This is a genomic window from Haemophilus seminalis, from assembly GCF_006384255.1.
Taxonomy (GTDB): Bacteria; Pseudomonadota; Gammaproteobacteria; order Enterobacterales; family Pasteurellaceae; genus Haemophilus; species Haemophilus seminalis.
In genome coordinates, this window is record NZ_VCED01000001.1 from 34,101 (window position 1) to 51,038 (window position 16,938).

Here is a 16,938-nt window from a genome sequence, read left to right on the forward strand (position 1 = left end):
ATGAGGTGATTCAAATCTTGGAGATGTGTTGCGGTGTTAATTTGCCAGCTTTATTTTAGGGGCGTTTTTTTACCATAAATTGTTTAAAAAGTGAATCATATTCACCAATAAATTACTAGCTAATGATAATTATTTCTAACTTTTAAAAATTTAATTATTTTTCACCGCACTTTTATCTAATCAATGTCTTAATTATGCCATTATCGACAGAAAACATTTTTCTGTTTTCGACTTGCATCTCTTTTAGTTGTTCTTGAGTAATGGCTGTAACAAACACTTGTGAACCGCTTTGTTGTAACCGTTCTGCCAACAGCGCTCGCTTATATTGATCCAATTCCGATGCAAAATCATCGATCAAAAAAATACAATGGCGTTGTTTTTCTTTCATTAAATGCTCGCCTTGAGCCAGCCTCAATGCGCACATTAAAAGTTTAAGTTGTCCACGAGAAAGCACATCTTCCACTGGCAACCCTTGTGCTTTGAAACGAAAATCAGCTTTTTGAGGGCCAGAAAATGTGTAATTTAAGGCGCGATCTCGTTCAAAATTTTGCTCAAGAATCTCAGAGTAATCCCTATTTTTTTCCCATCCTTGATGAAAGCTGACATTAATTTCTAATTCGGGGAGGAAAAGTTGGCAAGTTTGCTCGATTTCAGGGCGTAGTGCTTCTGCATATTCGGCACGCCATTGACTCACTTGATGAGCGAGTTTAGCAAGCTCGACATCCCAAACTTTAATAGCAGAGTAGGGTTGGTTTTGTGTAAGCGCTGCATTTCTTTGTTTGAGTAATCGATTAAGGTTGCTCCAAGCAGCATAAAAACTTGTTTGATGGTGAAAAAGTCCCCAATCTAAAAATGCTCGTCGATAACTTGGCCCACCATTCAGTAAGGTTAAGCCTTCTGGGGTGATTAATTGCATTGGCAAAAGATGAGCAAGATCGGAAATTTTATTGCCATCTTCGCCGTTAATTTTTACTAACGTGTTGCCTTGACGAAGTTTTTGTAATCCCACTGACCATTGATGTTGGCTTTCTTGGATTTGTCCAAATAAGGTAAAGTGAGGTTCGTCGTAAGAAATGATGCGATTTGTTACCGCACTTTTGAATGAGCGTCCGTGACCAAGATAAAAAATGGCTTCTAATAAGCTTGTTTTCCCGCTGCCATTGTTGCCGACCAAAAAGTTAAAGCCGGGATCAAAATTCAGATCGACGGCTGTTAAGTTACGAAATTTTTCGACCAGTAAGCGCGAAATCGCCATATTATAAACGCATTGGCATAATTACATATTCGCTGCTGCTGTCTTCGCAGTTTTCAATTAAGCAACTAGAAGAGGCATCAGTTAAGCGCATGCGAACTTGATTGCATTTAAGCGCATTTAAAACATCAAGAATATAGGTCACATTAAAGCCCACTTCTAATTCTTCGCCATTGTAATTTACATCTATGATTTCTTCCGCTTCTTCGTGCTCGGTGTTGGAGGCGGTAATTTTTAGTTGGTTTTCGCTTAAGTTTAAACGCACGCTACGCACACGCTCATTCGATAAAATTGAGGCGCGAACAAAGGCTTGTTTAAGAATTTCCCAGCTGCCTTCGACAATTTTTGTTGCATTACGAGGCAACACTCGGCGATAGTCAGGGAAACGACCATCAATTAATTTTGATGTAAACACAATGTTTTTTAAGTGGATACGTAAATTGTTAGTACCGATTTGTAAACGTGCTGGCTCATCGCTTGTTTCTAATAAACGAACGAGTTCTAACACGCCTTTACGCGGTAAAATCACAGAATGATTTTGTAATTCTTGTTCAAGCGAGATGGTGCACACCGCAAGTCTATGGCCATCTGTCGCCACAGTACGCAATAAATTGCCTTCAGTTTCAAACTTCATGCCATTTAAGAAATAGCGCGCATCTTGGTTTGCCATGGAAAATTGAGTGGCTTCAATTAAACGGCGCAAGGTATTTTGCGGTAGTTCAAAATCTACTTCAGACTGCCAATCCGTGAGGTTTGGATATTCTTCTGCAGGTTGAGTTGTAAGTGTAAAACGGCTACGCCCAGATTGTACTAATGCACGGTCTTCTTCAAAAGTAACTGTGATTTCTGAATCATCAGATAAAGTGCGGCAAATATCTAAGAATTTTTTTGCTGGAATCGTGAAGGTGCCATTTTCAGAAGATGATGAAAGCTGAGTTTGACTCGATAATTCGACTTCTAAATCTGTCCCTGTGATAGTCAATCGATTGTCTTCAATTTGTAACAACACGTTGTTTAATACAGGAATGTTTGGACGATTACTCAATACGCCACATACTTGTTGCAACGGTTTTAATAAATTTTCTCTTGAAATACTAAATTGCATTGCGTTCTCCTTTTATGCGGACAAAGTGCGGATTAAATTCGCCCAATCTTCTTGAATACTATTGTCTTGTTCGCGGAATTTTGGGACTTCGCGACAAGCGTTTAATACGGTCGTGTGATCACGGTCAAATGCGCGACCGATTTCAGGCAAACTGCGGTTTGTTAATTCTTTTGCTAAGGCCATTGCAATTTGGCGTGGACGAGTCACTGAACGCGCACGACTTTTTGATTTTAAATCTGAAACCTTAATTCGATAATATTCAGCCACCACTTTTTGAATATTTTCAATGGTAACCAAGCGTTCTTGCAGAGCCAAAATATCTTTTAAGGTGTCACGCACGAAATCAATATCAATGTCACCGCCTTTGAAGTCTTGCATTGCTTTCACTCGATTTAACGCCCCTTCGAGTTCACGCACATTGGTACGTAAGCGTTGAGCAATGAAGAAAGCGACTTCTTCTGGTAAGTTCATATTATGTTCTTCCGCCTTTTTCAATAAAATCGCCACACGCGTTTCAAGATCGGGCGGCTCAATGGCTGTTGTTAAGCCCCAGCCAAAACGTGATTTTAAACGTTCTTCAATTTTTTCAATTTCTTTAGGATAACGATCGGATGTTAAGATAATTTGGCGACCAGTTTCAAATAAGTTATTGAATATATGGAAGAATTCTTCTTGGGTTTTTTCTTTTTCAGCGAAAAATTGAATGTCATCTACTAAAAGTGCATCGAGAGAACGATAGAATTTTTTGAACTGATCCATTTTATTATCACGCACTGCTTTTACCATATGTTGCATAAAGTTATTTGCGTGAATGTAAAGCACGCGCGCATTCGGTTTATTGGCTAAAATTCCGTTGCCAATCGCGTGTAACAAGTGGGTTTTCCCTAAGCCTGTACCACCATATAAAAAGAAAGGATTGGCTGAGGGTTCGCCTGGTGCTTGAGCAAGTTTTTGACCGACTGCACGTGCGAGTTGGTTCGATTTACCTTCAACAAAGTTATCAAATAAGTGTTTAGTATTTAGATGGGATTCAAATTTTACTGAAGCATTAGATTCAGCTTGAAAATCTACCGCACTTTCTGTTTTAGGATTGCCACTTGGTGCACTTTCCACTACTTTGGGTGTAGGTTTGACCCCTTCTTTTAAAGAAATGCGAAGTTCAGGATTTTGTGCAAGTGTTTGACAAATTTGCTGGATTTGTACGAGATAATGAGTTTCCACCCAACCTTTCACAAACATATTAGAAGCATATAAAACAATGTGGTTATCCGCCACCACATCAGCCTGTAAAGGACGAAGCCAAGTGCTAAGATCGCTGGCTGAAACTTGATCTTGAAGTTGTAACAGGCAACTTTGCCAAAGATTTGAGAGATACACAAAAGGATCCTTGTTGTTTTTGTAATAGAGAAAAGTGCGGTAAAAATTGGCGGAGATTTTACAATAAATGCGTGGAAAGATCTTCTAAAAAAATCCAAGTTTGGTTTTTCACTTAACCAGATTATAGAACAGAAAAAGATGCGCCAGTAAGGTATAGATATAGCATGTCTAGTCCATCTGGCGCACTTTAATTTAGAATTTCATTTCTAATGTTAAGGTATAGTTTCGTCCTGGTGCTGCGTAGCGAGTATAGTTACCAACATTTTGATGTTGATTGACCGCTCCTAGTGCACTTTGGCGTACAGCTTCCCAAGTGACATAACGATAGTTGAATAAATTATATATCCCTAATCGAAGCATAATATTTTTATTCACCATGTAATAACCTGATACATCTAAGGTATGCCATGCCCGAGTAAGTTTTTTTGTTGATTTTATATCCCTTGAATTGCTACCTAATGCACGTTGTCCTAGCAATTCACTTTGAGATTTTGCTTTTGATTGGGTAAAGATAGCATTTACTCCCCAAGTATTACTTGGATGATCATAGCCTAAACCAAAGATATAACGGTTGGGTTGAATAGCGTCAAATAAATAACTGCTTACGGAGGCTAAACCAGCATTGATTTTTTGATCTTTAACTTTTACTCGGTTATAAGCAAATGTTGCATACCAACCGTAGGGAATACGTTTCCATAAACCATTAAAATCTAATTGCGCAGTTATATTTATGCCAACTAATTTTGCATTTTGTGCATTATGATATCCATAATTGCCCTTTCCAACTCCATTTTTATTAAGTTCTTCAGCAAAGGCGATAAGATTTCGATAAGCATTACTAAAATGACTGATCTCAATATTACCAAAGTCCCCTTTTAGAGCGATACCAAACTCTTGGTTACGAGATGTTTCAGGCTTAAATTTACCTACATAAACATCAGCATTATTGCCACCATACCGCCATCCATACATCTCAGCAAAACTAGGATTTCTAAACCCAGTAGAAAGGCGATAAGAAAGATCAAGCCATTCGGTTGGTTTTATGACAATACCAGTATTCCAAGAGAAATTTTTAAATTTACCAACACTAATAGTTGATTCATTAGCTTTTGTACGAGATACGTCATACCGAATACCTAAACCTAAATCAACGTATTTCCCTAATGCCATATTATTGCGTGCTGCAAAATAATAATTTTTCCCTTTAATTAATCGAGCTTTACAGTCTCTGTAATTAGAGGAGTTACCTTGATAATCACAAAAATCTTGTCCTGCAAAATATGCATTTGGTTTCGGATATAAGTAAGGTTGTGAGGAGAAACCATTTCTTCTTGTTTCACCAGCTTGCTCTGAAATACTATTTGCCGTAGCGATAACACGTCGAGTTAAATAATCTTTGTGCTGAAGCGTTGAAGTAAAGTCATCAAAACCAAGATTGAAGACAATTTGGTGAGTAAGCCAATTTTGTTGAATTTTTTTCTCTAAATCCAATTGCAACATGTTATGTTTTTCTTTATAAACATTTCTATCAGAATGATAGTATGAATAAGGTTTATCAAGTGTTGGGCGGCAATTCTTACTTGGATTAGGATAAAGACTGCAATGCGTATGTTGCATATAACTGTCAAGTATGATGTTTTGTTGATTAGCACTTAACACTGCTTTGTCAATGATTCCAGATTTGTTCTTATTTTCGTAAATATATTCAATACCTACACGCTGTTTTCTATGGTGTTCATCGAAATAAAGCCCACTCGCATATTTAACGCCTCGGTCATCATCAATATGTTGATATGCACCATAATCTTGCATTGGATAAAAAGAACGACTGCTTAAATCCCTTCCTTCTGTTGGGCTTAAATAAGCTGGAAATGTCATATCTCGGGTATCAAATTTTTGTTGTGTGAATTCAAAAATACCACCAATATAGTGTTGTTCAGAAAAATGATAACCTCCTCTTAAAAACCAAGATTGGCTTTCATATTTCATTGGATTAGGTTTGATACGGTTAGCCCCCGTATAATCTGAAACACTTACAGTTTCTCTTTGGGAGGATAAAGTCGCAGGTGGTTTGGCTGAGGTTTTGCAATTGTTATAACCATTTGGACACTCATTTTCCATCACAAAGTACCCCGAAGATGTATCTGTTTTAGCGATTAATCGATCATAACTTTGTACTCCTTTTAATGCGTCTGGATGGATTTGTGTTTCCTCCGAATTTCGTTGAGTGTAAATAGCGACCCCTTCAAATCCCCCTTGTTTTCCAGCTACAGCTAAAGAATGGGTAAAGCCTTTATTTTTGCTTGAATAAGCATTTTTAGTTTGAATTCCCCATGATTTGTCTCCTTCTAAGATATCGGCTGCTGATTTGCTTTGAAATGTTACAGAACCAGCTAGTGCTCCATTACCATACTCAGAAGAACTGCCCCCTTTGCTTATTTCGACGGCTTTTACATTTTCATATTCAATTTCATTAATTGCACCAGTGCCAGAATATCCTGAACGAGCAACTAAAGGGCTTTGGACTACATAAGATTGCGTTTGAGGTAAACCATCTACTAATAAAGCAACTCTATTTCTGTCCATACCACGAATAGAATACCCAGAGCTTGCACCGCGACCTTGTTCTACAACTGAAATGCCTGGATCATAGCGTGTTAGCTCACGAATGTTTAATACTTGTTCTCGGCTAATACTTTCGCTAGTTTTGATAATTTTTCCGAGGCCTGTTACTTCATTATCTTTACGATCTCTTACTTTTTCTGCAGTGACTGATATAGTTTCTAATTCAGTGTCTTTCGTACTTTTAGTTTCTGCTTTTGCATAGTGTGAAATTAAAATGCAAGAGAGCATGCTTAAGCAAAAATAGGATTTTTTAGTCATTTTCAGTTCCTCTCTATTTTGTTTTTTCGATTTGATGTTTAGCACCAAAGACAACTGCCGCTCTTGCATTTTCTGAATTGGATGATGGGGCTGCGATTGAGGAATTCTCAGAATTTGTAGTTGCAGTATTTTTTCCGTTATAGGTGAAGTATCCTCCTAATTCGGAAGCATGAGGTCCATAAAATGCACCATTAACATCAGTTGTAATATTAATTGGGGCATTTTGAGTTTGACTGTTTTTACCATCTATTACTAAATCTTTTGCAGTTGCTGTACCAGTGAAGGCATTACCACTATTTTTAAAGGTAGCATCAATGTTAAAAACGGTATTTTGCGTGTCTGCACGTTTTAACTCACCTTTTAATGTTTTATTGTCAAAATTAACATCAAAATCAGAAACACCACTTTTATCTCGTTGTTTATCTCCGGTAGTGGAGTAAGATGTCGTACCATCACTAATATAACCAAACCAACTACCATGATATTTTGCACTTCCTTTTTTAGGTATTTCGGCATTGGCAGTACGATGGCCTAACAAAAATTGGTGGTATTGCTCTGTTTGGTTTGCGTTGTTTTTATCTTTGGTAGGTTTATCCTCATAATACATACCAAATTTTACATAGTTTAGATTATTGCAACATACTTCCACTTTATAGCTTTTATTTCCAATATCGTGATGTTTACTCGTTACGAAGTCACCTGTATTTTCAGGTAAAAGCGGAATGGGATAATTATCAATTAAAAGGTAATCAGCTTCACCAAAACTTGGTATATCTTTCGTAATAAAGTTGGTGGTGTCAGTTGTTTTAGTAGAGAAAGTAGTTAGTTTGCCATCAATTAAGGTTTCTTTGGATAATTTTGAGTTTTCTGGCGTTTCTTTGGCACTAAATACTCCAAAAACTCGTTTATCGTCAGCTAAAAACTTTCCTCCTAATTCTTCGCCGTTAGGTCCATAAAAACCACCTTCTAAGACTCCCTCACTGGTAAAGGGATGTTTTTCAGAATCTTTTTGGGTCGGATTTACTTTACCTCTGAATCTATTACTATAAATATCGGCGTTAATATCATAGAGTTTTTCCTTTTTATATTCTTGATTATTATTTTTGCTTTGGGTATAAAACAGTTCTCCTGTCAGTTTTTTAGTCCCAAAATCTGCACTAAATTCACTCACTAGCCCTTTTTCTCTTCCCTCATTATTTTCAACTTCTAAATCCATATCGCTAGTCGTTGCACTACGTCTAGAATAAGCTTGACCGCCAGAATTTCTTAACAATTCATAATTCTTGCCTTTTTGAGTTGCAGTAATAAAATCCCAAGTCCCTTTATATTTAGCTACGCCATTTATAGGCAATGTAGAGGCAGTTTGATTTCCAAAGTAATACGCATATCCATAGTAACCTGAATAAAACTTGTTGTTTGGTAAATCCCTTAGACTCCACGATGGAATATAATAAAGACCCGAATATACATATCTCTGCCCATGATGATTTTTTGTGGCATTTATTGCCAAAGGTTCCTCTATTGAACCAATTGGGTTATCCCCGTTTTTATTGTTATTTTCAACATCCTTTGCTATTGAGGAAAGCCCTGTTAAAACAACATAATCATTCAATAAGCTTGGTTCTTTGCTTGCTTTAAAATGCATATTTTGAGCAACTAACTTCATTCCTCCTCCTAAAGAAGGAATGAACAACTGATCTAAATTAGATTTTGTTCTTGAATTTGAAGTGTCGTCTTGATAATTCGGTTTAGAAGAGGAGGTATTAGAGACGTTATCTACATCAAAAGAACCACCTCCCCCTGCGCTACAGGCACTTAATAAAAAGGAAAGTCCACCGGTGATAAGAGAAACAGATTTCATAGAATTACATCCTTTATTCAAATAACAATTATTCGTATTATCGATATTTTTCTGTAATAATGTCAACTCAGAGTTTCTTAAGAATATGGATAAAATATGAAAAATTGTATAAAGCAGGTTTCCTTCCTATCATTAATGGGCTTATCATTAACGAATGTAGCTTGGGCAGAAGTTGCACGTCCTAAAAATGATATATTGACAAATACAATTCAAAGTGCGGAATTAAAAACTTCATCTTTTTCTTCTATACCCCAAGAGATTTCAAATAGGCATATTATTTCTCTATCCAAAAGCCAATTAGCACAACATCCAAGACTTGTTTTGCGTGGGTTAATTCTTGCTTTATATCAAAATAACACTCAGGCAGTTCAACTGTTATTACCACTATATAAACAATTTCCTCAGCAAGATAATTTCTTACTAACTTGGGCAAAGGCTATTGAAGCTCGTGAACAAGGTGATTTAACTCAATCTATTGCTTATTATCGTGAATTATTCGCTCGAGACGCATCTTTACTACCTTTACGCTATCAATTAGCTCAAACCCTATTTTTTAACTATGAAAATGAATCTGCCAAAATTCACTTTGAAAAATTACGTACAGAGGTAGATGATGAAAAATTTTTAGGTGTTATTGATCAGTATCTTTTAACACTAAATCAGCGAAATCAATGGATATGGCAAGTAGGATTAAATTTTTTAAATGACGATAATTTAAATAATGCTCCCAAAAGTGGCACAAAAATTGGTAATTGGACCGCTTGGAAAAAAGAAAGTGGGCAGGGGGTAGGGTATTCTTTATCGGTAGAAAAAAAATGGCCGTGGGCAGATCATTTTTTTAGTAAAACTATGTTTAATGGGAATGGAAAATATTATTGGGATAATAAAAAATACAATGAGGCTACTTTGCGTATAGGTGGTGGTTTAGGCTATCAAACTGCCTCAGTTGAAGTCTCGTTGATTCCTTTTAAAGAAAAACGCTGGTATGCAGGCGGTAGCTCTGGAACGAATATAATGAAGCAATATGCGGATAAATTAGGTATTCGTTTAGAAATGGTAGATTGGCTAAGTAAAACTTGGCAAATTTCCACCGCACTTGAGTATGGAAAATCTCGTTATAAAATCCGAAAACATTTAGATGGTGATTATTATTTCGTTTCATCAACATTATTTTATTTACCTAAAAGCACCCAATTTTGGTTTGTTGGAATGGATTTTCATCGAGAAAATACACAAGCATTAGATAATGCTTATCAACAAAAGACATTGAGACTTGGTTGGGGGCAGGATTGGTCTCATGGTATTTCATCACGTTTTACTTTTAGTTATGCTAATCGAGTGTACAGAGAGAAAGATTTTATTGGTATACAGCAAAAAAATCGTGAATACACAACTACAATTACTTTATGGCATCGAAATATACATTTTATGGGGTTAACACCCAAATTATCGTGGGATTATCAAAAATCCACTAGTAATCATGCTTTTTATCGTTATGATAAAAATAGAATTTATCTCGAAATTGGAAAAACATTTTAAGGTTGAACAGTTGTAAACTAACTGTTGAGTTATCTCTAACATTGTCAATGTGCATGCACTATATTTTTAATATTAGTTTGAAGTTTTTTTAAAAAATTTCCGTTTCTTATTTGACGAACGCGTATTTTATGATTAAAATTGCGCTCTATTTTTATTAACTCATAATCTGGATTTAGGTAGATTACAATGAAACGTACATTTCAACCTTCTGTATTAAAACGTAGTCGTACTCACGGTTTCCGTGCTCGTATGGCAACTAAAAATGGCCGTCAAGTTTTAGCGCGTCGTCGTGCTAAAGGTCGTAAAAGTTTATCTGCATAATCACCGTTCTTAGTGGTTAAGCTGAACTTTTCAAGGGAGTTACGTTTGTTAACTCCCATTCAATTTAAAAATGTCTTCGAACAACCGTTCAGAGCTAGCACTCCAGAAATAACCATCCTTGCCAGAAAAAATAATCTTGAGCATCCTCGCTTAGGTTTGACTGTGGCTAAAAAACATTTAAAACGAGCTCATGATCGTAATCGTATTAAACGCTTAGTACGAGAAAGTTTTCGTTTATCGCAACATCGTTTACCTGCATGTGATTTTGTTTTTGTTGCAAAAGGTGGTATTGGTAAGCTTGATAATAGCTCTTTTGTGCAAATCTTAGAAAAATTATGGCAACGACACATTCGTTTGGTGCAAAAATCTTAATTGGATTTATTCGTTTCTATCAAGTTGTTATTAGTCCTCTTATCGGGCCGCGTTGTCGGTTTGTACCTACTTGTTCTTGCTATGGCATTGAAGCGTTAAAAACACATGGATTGTTAAAAGGTAGTTGGCTTACTCTAAAACGTGTATTAAAATGTCACCCCTTGAACGCTGGTGGATTCGATCCTGTTCCACCTAAAATCAATAATAACGATGAGAAAAAATAATGGACTCAAGACGTAGCCTATTAGTGTTAGCGCTAATTTTTATTTCTTTCCTTGTTTATCAGCAATGGCAGTTGGATAAAAATCCACAAGTGCCAACTGAGCAAACAACTTCAATGACTGCCAATTCTGATGTTCCGGCAAGTTCTCCTTCTTCTAATTCACAAGTCGTAGCAGATTCTCAAACTCATGGCCGTATTATTACCCTTGAAAACGATGTATTCCGTTTGAAAGTTGATACTTTAGGCGGTGATGTAATTAGTTCTGAATTACTAAAATATGATGCAGAATTGGATTCAAAAACACCGTTTGAGTTATTAAAAGATACCAAAGAACATGTGTATATTGCACAAAGTGGTTTAATTGGTAAAAACGGTATCGATACTCGTTCTGGTCGTGCGCAATATCAAATTGAAGGTGATAATTTTAAATTAGCAGATGGTCAAGAGTCTCTTTCTGTGCCTCTTCTTTTTGAAAAAGATGGTGTGACTTATCAAAAAATCTTCGTATTAAAACGTGGTAGTTACGATTTAGGTGTGGATTACAAGATTAATAACCAAAGTGGTCAAGCCATTGAAGTAGAGCCTTATGGTCAATTAAAACATTCTATTGTTGAAAGCTCTGGTAATGTCGCAATGCCAACTTATACTGGTGGCGCATATTCTTCTTCAGAAACTAACTATAAAAAATATAGTTTTGGCGATATGAAGGATAATAATCTTTCTATTGATACTAAAGCTGGTTGGGTTGCAGTATTACAACATTATTTCGTATCGGCTTGGATTCCTAATCAAGATGTAAATAATCAACTTTACACAATTACAGATACTAAAAATAACGTCGCTTCAATCGGTTATCGTGGTCCAGTTGTGACAATTCCTGCTGGTGGTCAAGAGACGATTACAAGTTCTTTATGGACAGGCCCTAAACTTCAAAATCAAATGGCTGCGGTAGCAAATCATTTAGATTTAACAGTTGATTACGGTTGGGCTTGGTTTATTGCTAAACCGTTATTCTGGTTATTAACCTTTATTCAAGGGATTGTATCTAACTGGGGCTTAGCGATTATCTGTGTAACAATCGTGGTGAAAGCAATTTTGTATCCACTTACGAAAGCACAATATACTTCAATGGCTAAAATGCGTATGTTGCAACCTAAAATGCAAGAAATGCGTGAGCGTTTTGGTGATGATCGCCAACGTATGAGCCAAGAAATGATGAAACTTTATAAAGAAGAAAAAGTAAATCCACTTGGTGGTTGTTTGCCAATTCTTCTTCAAATGCCAATCTTCATTGCATTGTATTGGACATTTATGGAAGCTGTTGAATTACGCCATGCTCCGTTCTTTGGTTGGATTCAAGATTTATCAGCACAAGATCCTTATTATATTTTCCCTATTTTAATGGGTATCTCAATGTTCTTGTTGCAAAAAATGTCGCCAACACCAGTAGCGGATCCAATGCAGCAAAAAGTGATGAACTTTATGCCATTAGTCTTTATGTTCTTTTTCTTATGGTTCCCTGCTGGTTTAGTGTTGTATTGGTTAGTTTCTAACTTAATTACAATTGCACAACAGCAATTAATTTACCGTGGATTAGAGAAAAAAGGATTACATTCTCGTAAGAAATAATCTTAAATGAATGGAAAGAAAGGCACCAAAAGTGCCTTTCTTTGTTTTATCAGTCGTGGTAACTGTGTCCACAGTTAATGATAGTAATAGCGCTGTTGGTCAACATATGCATTTTCTCAATAGGGTAATATTACGATTAGTCTAGAGTATACTTACTCTACGTGATAGTAGGTTTTTTATGAAAGAAACAATCGTTGCTCAAGCTACTGCGCCAGGTCGTGGTGGTATTGGGATTTTAAGAGTCTCTGGGCCTTTAGCAACAGAAGTTGCACAAGCGGTGTTGGGGAAATGTCCTAAGCCAAGAATGGCTGATTATCTCCCTTTTAAAGATGCTGATGGCACTGTTTTAGATCAAGGGATTGCTCTTTACTTCAAATCACCAAATTCATTTACTGGTGAGGATGTATTGGAATTGCAAGGTCACGGTGGGCAGGTTGTATTAGATTTATTACTCAAACGTATTTTGCAAATTGATGGAATCCGTTTGGCGAGACCAGGTGAGTTTTCTGAACAAGCTTTTTTGAATGATAAATTGGATCTTGCTCAAGCGGAAGCGATTGCGGATTTAATTGATGCAACATCAGAACAAGCCGCACGCTCAGCATTAAAATCTTTGCAAGGTGAATTTTCAAAGAAAGTAAATGAGTTAGTTGATTCGGTTATTTACTTACGCACCTATGTAGAAGCGAGCATTGATTTTCCTGATGAAGAAATAGATTTCTTGGCGGATGGAAAAATTGAAGCAAACTTACGCGGAATTATTAATCAGTTGGAAGATGTTCGCTCAGAAGCCAAACAAGGTTCTATTTTACGTGAAGGTATGAAAGTGGTGATTGCCGGTCGTCCGAATGCAGGCAAATCGAGCTTGCTTAATGCGCTTGCTGGTCGCGAAGCGGCTATCGTAACGGATATTGCGGGTACAACACGCGATGTATTGCGAGAGCATATTCATATAGACGGCATGCCATTGCATATTATTGACACCGCGGGTCTTCGAGATGCAACCGATGAAGTCGAGCGCATTGGCATTTCTCGCGCATGGAGGGAAATTGAACAAGCCGATCGTATTATTTTGATGTTAGATAGTAGCGATCCTGAAAGTGCAGATTTAAGCACAGTGCGGTCAGAATTTTTAGCAAAATTACCCACAACATTGCCTGTCACTATTGTTCGAAACAAGATAGATTTAAATGGCGAACAAGCAAGCGAAATCGAACAGGACGGTTATCAAATTATTAGTCTTTCCGCTCAAACGCATGATGGTGTACAACTTTTACGTGAACATTTGAAACAAGCAATGGGCTTTCAAACTGGTATGGAAGGGGGCTTTTTAGCTCGTCGTCGTCATCTAGATGCACTTGATAAAGCTGCAGAGCATTTACAAATCGGTTTGGTTCAACTTACAGAATTTCACGCAGGAGAACTGTTAGCTGAAGAATTACGCTTAGTACAAGCTCACTTGAGTGAAATTACAGGTGAGTTCACATCAGATGATTTGCTAGGTAATATTTTTAGCTCTTTCTGTATTGGAAAATAGCAAGAGTAAAGAGCGGTCATTTTCTTGGGCAAAAATTTAGATCAAAAGCGGAGATTTTTGGTGGAATAGTGCTGATTGGAATTGGTATTAGCTTGCTTTATGAGCACGGTGTTTTCACTTTTTAAGATGCTAATTTTCTACGTTTAGATTATAATCGGGAAAAATTTTATGTTTATAACAAGGGTTATAGAATGTTAATTGAAAAAATGCACAATTTATCAAATTCAAAGGCTGCTAAGTTTATTTTGGGTTTGATTACTTTATCGTTTCTAGTCGGCGGTATGTCTGGCTATCTTTCTAGTTCAAATGATACTTATGCTGCAAAAGTTAATGGTGAAGTGATTTCGCAACAAGACTTTTTAAATCGCTACAACCAAGAATTTGAAAGTCGTGCACAACGCGAAGGCGAAGCATTTATGGCTCAGTCAGATTCTCCTGAATTTGTTACCGCACTTCGTCAAAGCACCATCAATCGAATGATTGATCAAGAATTGCTTCGTCAATATGCGAAAGAATTAAAATTAGGCGTCAGTGATGAAATGATTAAACGAGCAATCGTGACAGATCCTAATTTTCAAGTTAATGGCAAATTTGATAACGGTGTTTATCAACAAGTATTACAACAAAATCGTTTAAGTTCAGATGGTTATGCGGCTATTTTGCGTGGCGCATTAACCCTTGAACAAATGCAAAGTGGTGTTGCTAACAGTGAGTTTATTGTGCCAGCTCAAGCAAAAAATACCGCAGAAGTTTTCTTTCAAAAGCGCTCAGCGCGTTTAGCAACATTATCTCTTGCTGATGAAATGGCAAAGCAAGCAGTATCTGATGATGAAATTAAAGCTTATTATGAAGCTAATCAAAAATCTTTTGTTCAGCCCGAACAAGTGAAGGTTCAATATATTGATCTCTCAGGTAGCCAAATCGAAAAAGGTATCGAAGTTAAAGATGTAGAAATTGCGCAATATTATCAAGATAATAAAGCTCAATTTATGACTCAGCGTTTAGCACATATTCAATTTGCAAATGAGCAAGACGCTAAGGTTACTTACGATGAATTACAAAAAGGTGCAAATTTCGCTGATGTAGCTAAAGCTAAATCTTTAGATAAAGTTTCTGGTGAGAATGGTGGTGATTTGGGTTGGGTAAATGCGAATGAATTACCAAAAGCCTTTGAAGATGCAGCAGCTGCGTTGCAGGTTGGGCAATATAGCCATCCAATCAATGTGGATGGCAATTACCATATTGTTTTAGTGCAAGAACGTAAAGCTCAAACTTTAGATGAAGTGAAAGCACAGGTTGCTGATTTAGTGCGTAAATCCTTATTAGAAAATCGTTATTACGCAATTGAAAAGCAAGTGCGTGATAAGGCTTTTGAAGATAGCAAATCACTGAATGCTGCGGCACAAGTTGCAGGTGTTAAAGTTCAAGAGAGCGGTTATTTTTCTCGTCAAAATGTACCTTCAGAATTAAATTTCCCTAATGTAGTTTCTGCCGTTTTTGAATCTGATATTGCCAACGGTGGCGCTAATTCAGAGCCTTTGAATGTTGGCGATTATCACGCTATTGTTGTGCGTGTGTTAGATCACAAACCTGAAGGTGTGAGAACATTGGAAGATGCAAAAGCGGATATTGAAATGTTCTTAAAACGCCAGAAGGCTGAAAATGTCTTAAATGAAAAAGCACAACAAGCGGTGAAAGCATTAAGCGAAAATGCTGAATCGAAAGTGGATGGAATTAATTTCTCAAGTGAGCAAATTTTTACTTTAAGTGAAAATAAAGATCCAATTTTAACAAATGGCGTATTCTCAATTGCTAAACCAGAATCAGGTAAAGTGGTTTACCAAGTGGCTCGTAATGAGAAAGGCGATGTAGTTATTATTGCTTTAAATAAAGTAGAAGACGGCGTGCTTAACGATAAAGAATTAAGCCAATTTAGTGCTCAATTATTACGTACAAGTCAGGCAGAAGTTCAAGCGCAATTAATGCAAGGATTGCGTGAGAGAGCAAAAATTGAAGTCAATGATTCTTTCATCAATCAAGATGATGAAGCGCAGCAATAATTGATTAAATTGCAATCTCAGATAAATTTTGATAAAAAGTGCGGTAAATTCACCGCACTTTTTTATAGGGGGCAAACAATGGCAGAAGAAACAATTTTTAGTAAAATCATCCGTAAAGAAATTCCTGCAAATATCGTCTATCAAGATGAATTAGTCACAGCGTTTCGTGATATTTCACCACAAGCTAAAACACATATTTTGATCATTCCAAATAAAGTCATCCCAACAGTAAATGATGTGACGGAGCAAGATGAAGTAGCGCTAGGTCGATTATTTAGCGTGGCGGCTAAACTCGCTAAAGAAGAGGGGATTGCGGAAGATGGGTACCGACTAATTGTGAATTGCAATAAACATGGTGGGCAAGAAGTATTCCACTTACATATGCATTTAGTCGGTGGAGAACCTTTAGGTAGAATGTTAGTTAAATAATGAAAAAATATTTTTTAATTTTGGTGAGCCTTGTGCTCGCTGCTTGTTCAAGTTCAGTAGAAAACTTAACTTATTCAACGAAGCCGATTTTGAATATCACATCTAATCTTTCACCTTTAATTAAAGTTGAAACAAGTCAAAAATCAGCGCTTATAAAAAATAAAAGTCAGCAACTTTTGAATATAAGTTACTACTTGTATTGGTACGATCATTTAGGGGTAACCCAAACTTGGGAAAATCAGCAAGAAAGCTATTCCGATCAATTTTTGCTAAAACCACAAGAAGAGAAGTCGATCGATTTAATTAAACCTACTGTAGAAAGTAAAAATTATCGCCTTTATTTAAAATAA

General features: G+C 36.6%; 14 protein-coding genes and 1 pseudogene. 10 read left to right on the forward strand and 5 right to left on the reverse strand.

Features of this window, described 5'->3' with window-relative positions; genetic code table 11:
* Nucleotides 1–172: 172 nt before the first annotated feature.
* The 5 genes from recF to FE813_RS00160 all read right to left on the reverse strand — a co-directional run bounded on the left by recF (nt 173) and on the right by FE813_RS00160 (nt 8,478).
* On the reverse strand, nt 173–1,255 hold the full coding sequence (recF, locus tag FE813_RS00140; protein ID WP_139989009.1) for a DNA replication/repair protein RecF: 1,083 nt from the start codon (nt 1,253–1,255) through the stop codon (nt 173–175).
* Between the two features lies 1 nt (nt 1,256).
* Nucleotides 1,257–2,357, reverse strand: coding sequence for a DNA polymerase III subunit beta (gene dnaN / locus FE813_RS00145; protein WP_139989010.1), 1,101 nt, complete (start codon nt 2,355–2,357; stop codon nt 1,257–1,259).
* Between the two features lie 12 nt (nt 2,358–2,369).
* Nucleotides 2,370–3,734, reverse strand: a complete 1,365-nt coding sequence (gene dnaA, locus FE813_RS00150) for a chromosomal replication initiator protein DnaA (protein ID WP_139989011.1) — start codon at nt 3,732–3,734, stop codon at nt 2,370–2,372.
* 192 nt (nt 3,735–3,926) lie between these two features.
* Complete coding sequence (locus tag FE813_RS00155; RefSeq protein WP_139989012.1) at nt 3,927–6,617, reverse strand: lactoferrin/transferrin family TonB-dependent receptor; 2,691 nt, start codon at nt 6,615–6,617, stop codon at nt 3,927–3,929.
* Between the two features lie 13 nt (nt 6,618–6,630).
* Nucleotides 6,631–8,478 carry a transferrin-binding protein-like solute binding protein gene (locus FE813_RS00160; RefSeq protein ID WP_139989013.1) on the reverse strand — a complete coding sequence of 616 codons (1,848 nt, stop codon included), beginning with the start codon at nt 8,476–8,478 and terminating at the stop codon, nt 6,631–6,633.
* A gap of 96 nt (nt 8,479–8,574) precedes the next feature.
* Here FE813_RS00160 and FE813_RS00165 point away from each other — a divergent pair, with 96 nt between their 5' ends.
* From FE813_RS00165 to FE813_RS00210, 10 genes and pseudogenes are all read left to right on the forward strand, one after another.
* Nucleotides 8,575–10,017: a surface lipoprotein assembly modifier gene (locus tag FE813_RS00165; protein WP_118815752.1), complete on the forward strand. Its 1,443-nt coding sequence runs from the start codon at nt 8,575–8,577 to the stop codon at nt 10,015–10,017.
* A gap of 186 nt (nt 10,018–10,203) precedes the next feature.
* On the forward strand, nt 10,204–10,338 hold the full coding sequence (rpmH, locus tag FE813_RS00170; protein ID WP_005539760.1) for a 50S ribosomal protein L34: 135 nt from the start codon (nt 10,204–10,206) through the stop codon (nt 10,336–10,338).
* Nucleotides 10,339–10,350: 12 nt separating this feature from the next.
* Nucleotides 10,351–10,710 carry a ribonuclease P protein component gene (gene rnpA / locus FE813_RS00175; protein WP_046942052.1) on the forward strand — a complete coding sequence of 120 codons (360 nt, stop codon included), beginning with the start codon at nt 10,351–10,353 and terminating at the stop codon, nt 10,708–10,710.
* Nucleotides 10,674–10,934 carry a membrane protein insertion efficiency factor YidD gene (gene yidD / locus FE813_RS00180; RefSeq protein ID WP_005627402.1) on the forward strand — a complete coding sequence of 87 codons (261 nt, stop codon included), beginning with the start codon at nt 10,674–10,676 and terminating at the stop codon, nt 10,932–10,934. Before rnpA ends, yidD begins: the two co-directional genes overlap by 37 nt.
* The gene (gene yidC / locus FE813_RS00185; RefSeq protein WP_139989014.1) at nt 10,934–12,562 is read left to right on the forward strand and encodes a membrane protein insertase YidC; all 1,629 of its coding nucleotides are present in this window, start codon (nt 10,934–10,936) and stop codon (nt 12,560–12,562) included. The genes yidD and yidC overlap by 1 nt, the downstream gene beginning before the upstream one ends.
* 178 nt (nt 12,563–12,740) lie before the next feature.
* Nucleotides 12,741–14,099, forward strand: a complete 1,359-nt coding sequence (gene mnmE / locus FE813_RS00190) for a tRNA uridine-5-carboxymethylaminomethyl(34) synthesis GTPase MnmE (protein WP_139989015.1) — start codon at nt 12,741–12,743, stop codon at nt 14,097–14,099.
* A 5-nt stretch (nt 14,100–14,104) separates the two neighbouring features.
* A pseudogene (locus FE813_RS10740) lies at nt 14,105–14,224 on the forward strand (hypothetical protein); the annotation flags it as partial.
* A 66-nt stretch (nt 14,225–14,290) separates the two neighbouring features.
* Nucleotides 14,291–16,159 carry a peptidylprolyl isomerase gene (gene ppiD, locus FE813_RS00200; protein WP_139989016.1) on the forward strand — a complete coding sequence of 623 codons (1,869 nt, stop codon included), beginning with the start codon at nt 14,291–14,293 and terminating at the stop codon, nt 16,157–16,159.
* Nucleotides 16,160–16,237: 78 nt separating this feature from the next.
* The gene (gene hinT / locus FE813_RS00205) at nt 16,238–16,588 is read left to right on the forward strand and encodes a purine nucleoside phosphoramidase (RefSeq protein WP_032803248.1); all 351 of its coding nucleotides are present in this window, start codon (nt 16,238–16,240) and stop codon (nt 16,586–16,588) included.
* The gene (locus FE813_RS00210) at nt 16,588–16,938 is read left to right on the forward strand and encodes a YcfL family putative periplasmic lipoprotein (protein ID WP_139989017.1); all 351 of its coding nucleotides are present in this window, start codon (nt 16,588–16,590) and stop codon (nt 16,936–16,938) included. Before hinT ends, FE813_RS00210 begins: the two co-directional genes overlap by 1 nt.

Coding starts and splice junctions, on each gene's coding strand:
- recF (WP_139989009.1), bottom strand. CDS start 1,255: ATGGCGATTTCGCGCTTACTGGTCGAAAAATTTCGTAACTTAACAGCC.
- dnaN (WP_139989010.1), bottom strand. CDS start 2,357: ATGCAATTTAGTATTTCAAGAGAAAATTTATTAAAACCGTTGCAACAA.
- FE813_RS00155 (WP_139989012.1), bottom strand. CDS start 6,617: ATGACTAAAAAATCCTATTTTTGCTTAAGCATGCTCTCTTGCATTTTA.
- FE813_RS00160 (WP_139989013.1), bottom strand. CDS start 8,478: ATGAAATCTGTTTCTCTTATCACCGGTGGACTTTCCTTTTTATTAAGT.
- FE813_RS00165 (WP_118815752.1), top strand. CDS start 8,575: ATGAAAAATTGTATAAAGCAGGTTTCCTTCCTATCATTAATGGGCTTA.
- rpmH (WP_005539760.1), top strand. CDS start 10,204: ATGAAACGTACATTTCAACCTTCTGTATTAAAACGTAGTCGTACTCAC.
- yidD (WP_005627402.1), top strand. CDS start 10,674: ATGGCAACGACACATTCGTTTGGTGCAAAAATCTTAATTGGATTTATT.
- yidC (WP_139989014.1), top strand. CDS start 10,934: ATGGACTCAAGACGTAGCCTATTAGTGTTAGCGCTAATTTTTATTTCT.
- mnmE (WP_139989015.1), top strand. CDS start 12,741: ATGAAAGAAACAATCGTTGCTCAAGCTACTGCGCCAGGTCGTGGTGGT.
- ppiD (WP_139989016.1), top strand. CDS start 14,291: ATGTTAATTGAAAAAATGCACAATTTATCAAATTCAAAGGCTGCTAAG.
- hinT (WP_032803248.1), top strand. CDS start 16,238: ATGGCAGAAGAAACAATTTTTAGTAAAATCATCCGTAAAGAAATTCCT.
- FE813_RS00210 (WP_139989017.1), top strand. CDS start 16,588: ATGAAAAAATATTTTTTAATTTTGGTGAGCCTTGTGCTCGCTGCTTGT.